This is a genomic window from Actinoplanes sp. NPDC049265, from assembly GCF_043197135.1.
Classification (GTDB): Bacteria; Actinomycetota; Actinomycetes; order Mycobacteriales; family Micromonosporaceae; genus Actinoplanes.
Window position 1 is genome coordinate 197,578 of the sequence record NZ_JBICSP010000012.1, and the last position, 11,879, is coordinate 209,456.

Sequence of the window (11,879 nt, forward strand, 5' to 3'; positions counted from 1 at the left end):
CGTTGATGTCTCGTCGCGACATCAATGCTACTGATGTCGCGACGTGACGTCAACGTCGCCGGGCTACCCCTTCACGACCGATCGGGATGCCGCGCGCCGGCGATGACCACCGCCAGGCAGTCGCGGAACAGGTCATCCACGGTGCAGCCGGGGCGGAAGTACTCGGCGACCGCGCTGACCACGGTCGGGTGCCGGCCGGCGAAGTCGTCCAGGTCGAAGTCCTTCAGTGCCTCGGCGTCCGGGCGCGGGGCCTGCTCCTCGAGGACGTGGCCGACGGTGAAGCGCTCGACGGTCAGGACGATGACGCGGGCCCGGCGCAACGAGACGCCGCGCGCCACCAGGGTGCTCATGGCCAGTTCGGAGATCGCGGCCATGGTGGCGGAGAGCTGAGCGGCGGAGATGACCCGCGCGCCGTCCGGGTGCGCGAGCAGCGCCCGGCGCAACCGCCCGGCCAGGCCGCTCAGCCACTCGGGCCAGGGCTGATCCGGCTCGGGCGGGGACAGGTCGCCGAACTCCTGGTCGAGTATCGCGTCGGCGAGGGCGGTGACCAGCGCCGCCTTGTTGGGCAGATGCCAGTACAGGGTCGGCGACCGCACACCCAGCCGCGCGGCGAGCTTGCGGGTCGTCACGCCGTCGAGCCCCTCGGCGTCGAGCAGGGCCACGGCCTCGGCCACGATCCGCTGTCGGTCCAGCGCCAATGTCGATACCTCCGGTCCGTACTCTATCAGTGCTAGAGTGCCTCTATCAGTGATAGAGAGAGAAGGGCATCGACATGCGCGACCTGCTGCACCGGGCCACCCATCGCATTCCCGGGGTTCCCCCGCACGCGGGCCGGCCGGGCGGCCACCAGCGCCCGGCCGGCCGGCCCGCCGGCCACCGGTGGAACCACTCCCCCGACCGCCCTCCCCGATTCCTGCCGGGCTGGCAGCGCCGGATCGCCGCGTTCTTCGGCCAGGAGGTGTGAGAGGGCTATAAGCGCGCTTATGCCTGCTTCGGTCAACCTACGAAAAGGCATAAGCGCACTTATGCCCTCTGATGAATCAGGTCGAGGAAGTCGAGATTGCCCATAGCGGATGCATACTGACGCGATGGAGCGGGCGGACGTCGCGAAGGAGCTGGGGCACTTTTTGCGTACTCGTCGCGAACGCCTTGGTCCGGAAATCGAGTCTGGTGTTCGGCGTACCCGGGGCCTTCGTCGCGAAGAGGTTGCGGAGAAGGCCGCGGTGAGTCGCGAGTACTACGCCAAGCTGGAGCAGGGACGCGCGCTTAATCCGTCGTCGGAAGTGCTCGAGGCAGTTGCTGCGGCGCTCCTCCTGTCGGGCGACGAGGTCATGTACGTGCAGGACCTCGTGGCGCGGTTGAGGGGAGGCGGCGTCTCGGAGGGCGCGGACGGTGCCCCCGACAGGGTAGGCGCGCGTTTGGTCGAGGCGATCAGGGACCGGCCCGCGTTCGTCGTCGACCAACGACTGGACATCACCTCGTGGAACGATATGACGTGCGAGCTTCTGGTCGACCTGGAGTCGCTGCCTCCGCACCACCGCAACCTCTCGTGGTTGCTGTTCACTAACCCGGAGGTCAGATCACGATGCGTGGAGTGGGACGAGGCCGCACGGCAGAACGTCGCCCTCCTCAGAGGTGGAGCCGGCCGTCACCCGGACGATCGTCGGATCGCGCACCTGGTCGATGAGCTGTCGGTGCGAAGCAGCTCGTTTGCCCGCCTCTGGGCCTCCCACGACGTGCTGGGCCGGAACTACGGCTCCCGGATCTTCGAGCATCCTCGCGCGGGCCGGTTCGAGGTTCACTATGACGCGCTTCAACTCCCGGGTTCCTACGATCGTCATCTCACGGTCTACTCGGCGCACGACTCCGTCGGTGAGCGGGCGCTGAGTTTGATGAGGTCCATCTGTGACGCCAGGCGACAGGACGAGACCGGGCCGAGCCGCACCCACCGTTGAGCCTCGACCGACCCCACGCCGTTGCCCCGGCAGGGTGTGACTCACCGCCGGATGTCGCCGATGGCCGTGGGTGGCTCTCGCAGGGTGTGGTTGGCATCACCTCGGGGGTTTAGCGTCCGTTTGACGAGCTCAACAGCAGTTGAGTGACTCACTTGGCGGATCCGGTGGATGCCCCGACCTTAGGAGCAGGGTCAATGACTTCTCAGTCGATCAACGCACCACGTGGTTCGTGGTCGTCGCCGTACTCCGAGACGAGAGATACGTCCGAACGGGGTCTGCGGAGGATGAAACGGCAAATTCGCTCGTCACATCAATGATGGGACAGAGCCTCGTTTCGGAGTGTTCGGACGACGGCACGCTCGCGCGGATCGCGGCCGGCGTCTGGGCGTGGACCCAGGGGGACGGCTCGTGGTGGATCAACAATGCGGGTCTTGTCGCGGGAGACGAGGGGGACATCCTCATCGACACTTGTGCGACCGAGATGCGTACTCGTCGGTTCCTTGATCGGGTGAGGGCCGTGCGGCCCGACTCGTCGATTCGGTTCGCCGTGAACACCCATCTCCACGGTGACCACACGTATGGCAACAGTGTGCTGCCCGGGAGCACGAGCATCGTCGGGCACTCGCGGATGAGGGTCGGCCTGGCGGAGGACACCATCATCGCCGGCTGCCCGCCGTTCTGGAGCCCGGTCCCCGACTGGGGCGGCGTGAGTAAGCGGCTTCCCTCGGTCACGTACGACGATCGGTTGGTGCTTCACAGCGGGTCGACGGAGGTGCAGGTCGTGCATCCCGGGTATGCGGCGCACACCCCGGGTGACTCGGTTGTTTTCGTGCCCGCGGTCAACACTCTGTTCACGGGAGACCTGTTGTTCCACGGGGTCACGCCCCTGGTCTTCATGGGCTCAGTTGAGGGTGCTCTTCGCTCCTTGGAGTGGATCGAGGCATTTGACGCGGACGTGGTGGTCCCCGGCCACGGTGCGGTGCTGCATCGGGAGGACGTCGACGCGGTTCTGGAGGCGCATCGCAGGTACTACCGCCTGATTCAGGCTGCGGCCCGTGAAGGAGTCGCAGCCGGAATCTCACCGCTGGAGGCGGCCAGGCGGACCGAGCTCGGCGAGTTCGCGGCGTTCCCTGACGCCGAGAGAGTCGTGCTCAACCTGCACCGCGCCTACGTCGAGATCACGGATTGGACCTTCGATCTGCTTGCGGCATTCGAGGACGCGGTGCTCTACAACGGTGCGCCGCTATCCACCTCTGTTTGATCGACCCATTCGACAGGACACGGCATGCGATTCATGACCTTCTCCGACGGCGGCACCGAGCGGCTTGGTGTCGCCTCTGACGACAAGTTGTATGCCCTCCCGAAGGGTTCGACGTTGCTGGGCCTGCTCCGGGAAGGCCGAGCTGCGCTGCGCCAAGCGGGTGAGGACGCGTTGAGGAAGCGGGGCGAGGCGCTCATTCCCGAGGATCTGGTAGTCCTGGCGCCCATCCCGACGCCACCGACCGTTCGCGACTACATGACCTTCGAGCAGCACGTCGAGGGCGCCATCCGACTGGCCGGTCCTGAGGCCGCAGTGCCGGAGCAGTGGTACGCCGCGCCGATCTTCTACTTCACCAACCCGTACGCGACCCTGGGCCCGTACGACGATGTGCGGCTTCCTCCCGGCGAAACCCTGTTCGACTTCGAGCTCGAGATTGCCGCCGTGGTCGGTGGATCAGGAGGGGACCTCAGCGTCTCTGGCGCCGAGGAGCTCATCGCCGGCTACATGATCCTCAACGACTGGTCGGGTCGCTCCGTGCAGTTCAAGGAGATGACGGTGCGACTGGGGCCGTCGAAGGGCAAGGACTCGGCGACCTCGATGGGTCCCTGGTTCGTCACGCCGGACGAGCTGGAACCCTTCCGGCAGGAAAACTCGTTCGATCTCCGCATGCGTGCCTACGTTAACGACGAGCTTATCGGCGCCGATACATGGTCGAACATGGCGTTCAGCTACGGCCAGATGATCGCCTATGCCTCGCGCGGCACTGAGGTTCGCCCGGGCGACGTCTTCGGGTCCGGCACCGCGGGAAACGGCTGCCTGGCCGAGGCCTGGGGCAACAAGGGGTTCGACGCGCACCCGCCTCTTACCCCCGGCGACGTCGTCACCCTGGAGGTCGAAGAGTTGGGCGTACAACGGTCGAAGATCGTCGACCGGCACGAGCCGGCCCCTGACTTGGAGGTCTATCGGTCGGGAGGATCACCATGGAGTTTCCGCTGACGGTCAGGGACTTCCTCGACCGTGCCGCGACGGTCTATCCGGAGCGCGTGGCGGTGGTCGACGAACCCGACCAGCCCGCGGCATCGCTGGGCACGTTGACGTACAGGGACGTCGACCGGCTCGCCCGTTCCCAGGCCGCCGCGCTCGACGAGATGGGAGTGCCAGCCGGAGCCCGGGTGGCCGTGCTCTCCCAGAACTCGGCGCGGCTGCTTGTCTCCTTCTTCGGCGTTTCCGGCTGGGGTCGTGTGCTGGTGCCGGTGAACTTCCGTCTCGCACGCCCCGAGGTCGACTACGTCCTGGGGCAGTCGGGTGCCGAGGTCGTTTTCGTGGACCCGGAACTCGCGCATCTGGTGGCTCCGGGCCCGCGGGTCCGCACTGTCGTGTTCGGTGACACCGATGACCTCCTGTGGAGCCGTGCGGCCGAGCCACGGCCCTGGCGAGGAGACGAGTCCGCACCGGCAACGATCAACTACACGTCGGGCACCACGTCGAAGCCGAAGGGGGTCGTCCTCACCCACCGCAACTTGTGGCTGAACGCGACCACGTTCGGTTGGCACATCGGACTGGACGACAACGACGTGTACCTGCACACGCTGCCGATGTTCCACGCCAACGGCTGGGGAATGCCGTACGCGGCCAGTGCCGTGGGGGTGAAGCAGGTCGTCCTGCGGAAGGTTGACGGCGCCGAGACCCTCCGACGGATCGACTCGCACGGAGTGACGCTGCTGTGTGGTGCGCCTGCGGTGCTCTCGGCCGTGCTCGATGCCGCGCAGGACTGGGACGGCGTCGTGCCGGGGCACGGTCGGGTGCGAGCCGTCGTCGCCGGAGCGCCACCGCCGACCCGGACGATCGAGCGCATCAGGGACGAGTTGGGCTGGGAGTTCATCCAGATCTACGGGCTCACCGAGACGTCCCCGCTGCTGACCGTGAACCGCATGCGGACGGAATGGCGCGACAAGCCCCGGAAGCAGCAGGCAAGGCTGCTGAGCCGCCAGGGCGTTCCGTCCCTGGGCGTGCGACTGACCACTGACGCGTCGGGGGAGGTGCTCGCGCAGGCCAATCAGTGCATGGCCGGCTACTGGGACATGGATGAGCAGACAGCGGCAGTGCAGGACGGCGGGTGGTTCCACACCGGCGACGGCGGCGTGCTCGAGGACGGCTACCTGACGATCGTCGATCGCAAGAAGGACGTCATCATCTCGGGAGGCGAGAACGTCTCCTCCATTGAGGTCGAGGACGTGCTCTCGTCTCACCCCCGCGTGCGCGAAGTGGCCGTCATCGGCATTCCCGACCAGCGATGGGGAGAACTGGTCACGGCCCTCGTGGTTGCCGACGGGGCCGTCGACGAGGCCGAACTGCTGCGGCACTGCCGTGAGCAACTCGCAGGCTACAAGTGCCCCAAGCGGATCGAGTTCAGAGATCACCTCGAACGAACGCCGACGGGGAAACTCCAGAAGTTCAAGCTGCGGGCGCCCTACTGGGAAGGTCACGGGAGCCAAGTGAACTAGCCAGTCATCGGCCCCCACTCACGGCGAACACCGGTCCCGGGGGGCCATCTGCAGGGAAGAACCACCTTCACCACTATCGAAAGGACGCTATGCGACACCTGGGCAGGACTCTAGTGAAGGGCGGGGCGATCCTCAGCATGGATCGGGCAATCGGCGCACTGCGTCGAGGCGACATTCTCATCGAAGGCCCGCGCATCGTGGACGTCCAGGACGTCATCGACGCGGACGACTGTGACGTGGTCGACGCCTCGGGGATGGTCGTCATGCCTGGGTTGATCGACAGCCACCGTCACCTCTGGTACGCAGGAATCCGCGGTGCCAACATGGATTCGACGCTGGTGGACATCGGTGCCGCTCACTGGGGCCGGCTGGGGCCGGCCTTCACTCCAGAGGACGTCTACGCGTTCACCCGCGCGGGCATCGCGGAGTGCCTCGACAACGGCATCACCACGGTCTTCGACTGGTGCCACGTCATCAATTCGCCAGCCCACGCCGAAGCTGCGGTGAGGGCTCACCAGGACATGAGGATGCGAGCCATCTTCGGCTACGGCGGCTCGATGCTGACCAAGGAACAGGAGATGGCGGGCGAAGGCGTCGCCGGTCAATGGGACCACGCGACCGAACTCGCGCGACGCGGGTTTGGCCAGGACGCCGGCCGGCTGACTCTCGCTCTCGCGCTGCCGGGCCTGGACTACGCGTCGCTGGAGGACACGGTCCGCGACGTGAAGACAGCACGCGAACTCGGTCTCTCCATGAGCTTCCACGTCGGCGGCCCGGAGGGAGCACCGCCGAAGGAATCCATCCGAGGCCTGGCGGAAGCGGGCCTCCTCGGCTCCGACATGAGCTTCGTCCACTGCTGCGACACCACCGTCGAGGAGATCGAGCTCGCGGTGGCCGCGGGAGCGCACCTGATGACCTGCCCGGCCGGCGACGCGGCCCTCGGCATCGGATCGACTCCGACTCCGAGAATGCGCAGACATGGTGTGCGTCCGGTCTTCAGCACCGACTCGGTGCTGGCGACGTCGGGTGACCTGTTCGAGGGAGCGCGAATCGGTCTGCTGCTCGACCGCTACGAGGACGCACTGAAGACGTTCGCGGGGGGAGAGCCGGTCGGGAGCCATGAGTCGCAGGAAGGCCGGATGACAGCTCGCCAAGCACTCGAGGCGATCACGAGCGCGGCCGCGGCGTGCTGCTGGCTCGACGACGAGGTGGGCACCCTCGCTCCCGGTAAGCAGGCTGACATCATCCTGCTTCGCGCGACGGACCTGAACCTCTGGCCGCTGTCCAATCTGGAGTCGGCGCTGCTGGCCGGCGCGCGCGGCAGCAACGTCGACACCGTGTTCGTCGCGGGCGAGGTCGTGAAGCGTGACGGGACGCTCGTCGGCGTCGACGTCGACGCCGTCCGGGACGATCTGATCGTCGCGCGCGACCGGCTATATGCGGCGGCCGGGTTCGACGACATCGATCCAAAGTTGAAGGAGAACGCGTGATGACAGGACAACCACGGATCCTGGACGGCATGTTCGTCGAGCTCGACGTGCCCATCACGATGGACGATGGCACGGTCTTGCGGGCCGACGTGTTCCGGCCGGTCGCAGACGGGCAGTACCCGGTTCTCTTGAGCTATGGGCCGTACGCGAAGGACCTGCACTTCGAGGATGGCTATCCTGACGCGTGGCGCATGATGTGCGAGCAGCACCCCGATGTTCCGGCCGGATCCACCAACAGGTACCAGGCGTGGGAGGTCGCCGACCCTGAGAAGTGGGTGTCTCAGGACTACGTTTGCGTCCGGGTCGACTCGCGAGGCGCGGGACAGTCCCCAGGCGTCGTCGAGTCGTTCTCTCCCCGCGAGGTCAGGGACGCCTACGACTGCGTCGAGTGGGCCGGTGTACAGCCATGGTCGTCCGGCAAGGTCGCGATGAGTGGCATCTCCTACTACGCGATCATGCAGTGGCGGGTCGCTGCGCTGCAGCCTCCGCATCTTGCGGCGATCGTCGTGTGGGAGGGCATGCACGACCTGTACCGCGAGGGCGTGTACCACGGTGGAATACGCAGCACCTTCATCAGTGGTTGGTACCCGAATCAGGTGTCGACCGTCCAGCATGGCTTGGGCGACCGCGCCCCCAGAGGCCGTCTGAAGAGACGGTCCGTGGCGGGTGACGAAACCCTCACGGAGCAAGCGCTGGCCGCGAACAGGACTGACTTCGACCAGGAGGTCGTCCGGCATTCCCACGACGACGAGTTCTTCGCCGACCGTCGAGCCGACCTGAGCAAGGTGACTGTTCCTCTTCTCTCGGGTGCCAACTGGGGAGGTCACGGCCTCCACCTGCGCGGCAACCTGGAGGCATACCTCGGGGCAGCATCCGAGAACAAGTGGCTCGAGCTGCACGGCCTGGAGCACTGGGTGCACTATTACACGGACTACGGACGAAAGCTCCAGCTTCAGTTCCTTGACCACTTCCTCAAGGGGAAGAACAACGGTTGGGACGAGCGCCCTCCAGTCCTCATGAATGTTCGCCACCCGGGCGAGACCTTCGCATTCCGCGAGGAACACGAGTGGCCACTTGCTCGCACGGAGTGGACCGAGCTGTATCTCGACGCCTCGGACCTGACACTTCGACCGGACCCACCCACCACCGACGCGCACGTCACTTACCAGGCCATGAAAGAGGGGGTGTCCTTCACGACCGTGCTGTCCGAAGCGACCGAGATCACCGGTCCGGCCAGTGCCTCCCTACGGATCTCGTCCGAGACGGAGGACGCGGACCTCTTCCTCGTCCTCCAGGTGTTCGATCCTCTGGGCGAGGAAGTCGCGTTCACCGGCGCTGTCCAGACTCACGCGCCCGTCGCACATGGCTGGCTTCGAGCATCGCATCGCAGCCTCGACGCGGAGCGCTCATTGCCTTGGCGTCCTTTCCATCCTCACGACAAGTCCGAGCCGCTGATCCCAGGGCAGCGGTACGACGTGGAAGTCGAGATCTGGCCGACGTCGATCGTGATCCCGCCAGGATTCACCCTGGCCCTGACCGTGCAGGGGCACGACTACGAGCCGCCCGGACATGTCCCCGACACGAGAACGCAGTGGGCCTCCATGCGCGGTGTCGGTCCTTTCAAGCACAACGATCCGAACGACCGTCCCGAGGAGGTCTTCGGCGGCACCGTGACCCTGCACACCGGCGGCGAGAACGCACCGCGCGTCCTCCTGCCCGTCATCCCCGAGAGCAAGGCGTCCTGACACAGGTAGACCAATGTGCCCGGACGAGACACGACGACCATCGTCGGACGATGCGTGCACGCTCACATTCGGGTTGATCATTACCGAGGCGCCGCCGACGGGAGCAACGACGACCTGCAGCACGCCCGCGGACTGCCGCCCGCGTGCGGCGACCACGACTGACAGAGAGAAGATCATGACCGCCGCCGCCACCGAGCGCCTGCTGCGCGAGATCGCCCGAAAGGTGCTGTGGCTGTCGACCTCAATCGTCGACTCCGCCAACCACGGCCGCCCGAACTCCGGCGGCGTCAAGGTCGGCGGGCACCAGGCCTCGAGCGCGTCGATGGTCGACATCATGGTGTCGCTGTGGTTCTCCGAGCTGACCCGTCACGACCGGGTGTCGGTCAAGCCGCACGCGTCGCCGGTCCTGCACGCGATCAACTACCTGATCGGCGACCTCGACGCGAAGTACCTCACGACATTGCGCGCCAAGGACGGCCTGCAGTCCTACCCGAGCCGGCTCAAGGACCCCGACACGGTCGACTTCTCGACCGGCTCGGTCGGCATCGGCGCGACCGCGGCGCTGTGGGCGGCGATGGCGCACCGCTACCTCGCGTCGCATTTCGACACGACACCCCGGGCCGGCCGGTTCGTCAGCCTGCTAGGCGACGCCGAACTCGACGAGGGCGCGATCTGGGAGGCCGTCGCCGACCCTTCGGTGGCTCGCATGGGCGAGCTGCTGTGGATCGTCGACCTCAACCGTCAGTCGCTCGACCGCATCGTTCCGGACGTGCAGGGCCACCGGCTGATGGGCATGTTCGAGGCCGCCGGATGGCAGGTCATGACCCTCAAGTGGGGGCGCACCATCACGGCGCTGTTCGAACAGCCCGGCGGCGACGAACTGTGCGAGCGGCTCGAGGCCATGCCCAACGAGGAGTACCAGCGCATGTTGCGGGTCGACCCGGTCGAGGTGGCCGACCGCATCGTCGGCAGTGGTGGCTCGGACCGGCTCCGCGACCTCGTGACCTCGATCCCCGCCGCCGGGCTCGCGGCCGCCATCCGCGACCTCGGCGGCCACGACATCGGGCTGCTCCTCGACACGTACACCAAGGTCGACCCGACGCGGCCGAGCATCGTGTTCGCCTACACCGTCAAGGGGCGAGGCCTGCCGACCGAGGGCCACCCCAACAACCACTCGGCGCTGCTGTCGGACGTGCAGATGGGTACTCTCGCGGAGGCCGTCGGCGCCGACCGGGCCGACCCCTGGCGCGCATTCGATCCCGGGTCCGCCGCGTACGCACTGTGCGCCGAACGGGGCGCCACCCTCCGGCGCGACCCGGTACCCGAGATCCGTCCCGACGCGATGCCGGCTTCGCTGTCGCGCAGGCACCGCGCGCCCATCTCGACGCAGGCCTCCTTGGGTCGTTTCCTGGCCGGCCTGCCGCGTGAGGCACCCGACGCGGCCCGGCGCGTGGTGACCTGCAGCCCCGACGTCGCGTCGTCGACCAATCTCGGCGGCTGGATCAACAAGACCGGCGTCTGGTCCGCGCACGAGCGCCCCGACTGGTTCGCCGACGACACCGAGCGCGTCCTCAAATGGTCGGAGGGCACCCACGGCCAGCACGTCGAGCTCGGCATCGCCGAGATCAACCTGGTGGGCCTGCTCAGCGAGCTCGGTGCGACCTGGTCACGCTGGGGTGAGCGGCTGGTTCCGATCGCGACGCTCTACGACCCGTTCATCTCGCGGGCCCTCGAGCCGTGGTCGTACGGCATCTATGCCGGCGGCCAGTCGATCATCGTCGGCACGCCGTCTGGTGTGACCCTCGCCCCTGAGGGCGGAGCGCACCAGTCGATCACGACGCCGTCGATCGGGCTCGAGCAACCCGGCTGCGTCGCGTGGGAGCCTGCGTTCGCCCAGGACCTCGAGTGGTGCTTGCTCGATGCGATGAATCACGTCGGCGTCCCCGGCGGCACGTCGGCCTACTTCCGTCTGTCGACGCGGCCCGTCGATCAGGCTCTCGCAGCGCTGCCCGAGGACGAGCTGCTGCTCGAGCGACGGCGCCGGCACTCGATCGCGGGCGGCTACCGGATCACGACGCATGCGCTCGAGGACGAGCAGGTCACTCTCGTCGGCGTCGGCGCCGTAATGCCTGAGGTGCTCGCGGCCGCCGAGACGCTCGCGGCTCATGGGGTCACCGCCGGTGTCGTGTGCCTGACGAGTCCCGACCTGGTGTTCCGCTCGGCGCAGGGCCGCGGCTCCGACATCGCCGCGACCTTGTTTCCCGGCGAGCATCCCGCCCCCCTCGTCACTGTCATGGACGGTCACCCACACACGATGGCGTTCCTGGCCGGCCTGCGCGGCGACCGCAGTCGCAACCTCGGCGTCAGCGAGTTCGGCCAGTCGTCGGACCTGCACGACGCCTACCGCATCCACGGCATCGACACCGCGTCGATCGTCGACACCGCGATGACATTGGCCTGCCGGTGACCACCCGTTAGCGTCATCGAGTCCCCGTTGGTTACAGCGGGAGCGACCCAGACCTTGACGTGCCTGCGAATCCTGACTGTCGAGCCCCTTTTACGGGTTCCGGCAGCGTGCTGGTGAGCCCGCACGATCGTCGAGTCGGCTGCGCGTCCCGGTCGATAACGTCCTCGGCCGCCGCCAGCGCGATGACCTCGCGGCGGATCCTCGCCCAGGTACCGTCCTCAGCCCACTTCCGGAACCGGTCATGGGCGGTCTGGAAAGGCCCGTACACCGGGCCGGCACGTCCGCCCAGGGGGCGGGGGGGGGGGGGGGGGGCCCGGCCGCCCGGGCCGGGCGGGGGGGGGGGGGGGGGGGGGGGGGGGGGGGGGGGGGGGGGGGGCGGGGGCCCGGCGGGGGGGCGCCCCCCCGGCGGGCCGCGCGCCCCCCCCCCCCCCCCGCGCGCCCGCGCCCCCCCCGCCCC

General features: G+C 67.6%; 9 protein-coding genes and 1 pseudogene. 8 read left to right on the top strand and 2 right to left on the bottom strand.

What is annotated here, in order from left to right:
• Positions 1-71: 71 nt before the first annotated feature.
• Entirely contained in the window at positions 72-698 is a 627-nt protein-coding gene (locus tag ACGFIO_RS27245; RefSeq protein WP_392829830.1) for a TetR/AcrR family transcriptional regulator C-terminal domain-containing protein, read from the bottom strand.
• 74 nt (positions 699-772) lie between these two features.
• Here ACGFIO_RS27245 and ACGFIO_RS27250 point away from each other — a divergent pair, with 74 nt between their 5' ends.
• The 8 genes from ACGFIO_RS27250 (at position 773) to ACGFIO_RS27285 (ending at position 11,422) form a co-directional block, all read left to right on the top strand.
• Entirely contained in the window at positions 773-964 is a 192-nt protein-coding gene (locus ACGFIO_RS27250; RefSeq protein ID WP_392829832.1) for a hypothetical protein, read from the top strand.
• A 124-nt stretch (positions 965-1,088) separates the two neighbouring features.
• Complete coding sequence (locus ACGFIO_RS27255; protein ID WP_392829834.1) at positions 1,089-1,955, top strand: helix-turn-helix domain-containing protein; 867 nt, start codon at positions 1,089-1,091, stop codon at positions 1,953-1,955.
• A 229-nt stretch (positions 1,956-2,184) separates the two neighbouring features.
• A complete protein-coding gene (locus ACGFIO_RS27260) occupies positions 2,185-3,216 on the top strand; it encodes an MBL fold metallo-hydrolase (protein ID WP_392829836.1) in 1,032 nt (343 codons plus the stop codon).
• 24 nt (positions 3,217-3,240) lie between these two features.
• Positions 3,241-4,212, top strand: coding sequence for a fumarylacetoacetate hydrolase family protein (locus ACGFIO_RS27265; protein WP_392829837.1), 972 nt, complete (start codon positions 3,241-3,243; stop codon positions 4,210-4,212).
• Entirely contained in the window at positions 4,197-5,720 is a 1,524-nt protein-coding gene (locus tag ACGFIO_RS27270; protein ID WP_392829838.1) for an AMP-binding protein, read from the top strand. The genes ACGFIO_RS27265 and ACGFIO_RS27270 overlap by 16 nt, the downstream gene beginning before the upstream one ends.
• Before the next feature lie 89 nt (positions 5,721-5,809).
• Complete coding sequence (locus ACGFIO_RS27275) at positions 5,810-7,210, top strand: amidohydrolase family protein (RefSeq protein WP_392829839.1); 1,401 nt, start codon at positions 5,810-5,812, stop codon at positions 7,208-7,210.
• A gap of 29 nt (positions 7,211-7,239) precedes the next feature.
• A complete protein-coding gene (locus ACGFIO_RS27280) occupies positions 7,240-8,955 on the top strand; it encodes a CocE/NonD family hydrolase (protein ID WP_392829841.1) in 1,716 nt (571 codons plus the stop codon).
• A 175-nt stretch (positions 8,956-9,130) separates the two neighbouring features.
• A complete protein-coding gene (locus ACGFIO_RS27285) occupies positions 9,131-11,422 on the top strand; it encodes a pyruvate dehydrogenase (protein WP_392829843.1) in 2,292 nt (763 codons plus the stop codon).
• 77 nt (positions 11,423-11,499) lie between these two features.
• Here ACGFIO_RS27285 and ACGFIO_RS27290 read toward each other — a convergent pair.
• Positions 11,500-11,716: pseudogene (locus ACGFIO_RS27290) on the bottom strand (transposase); the annotation flags it as partial.
• Positions 11,717-11,879: the final 163 nt, after the last annotated feature.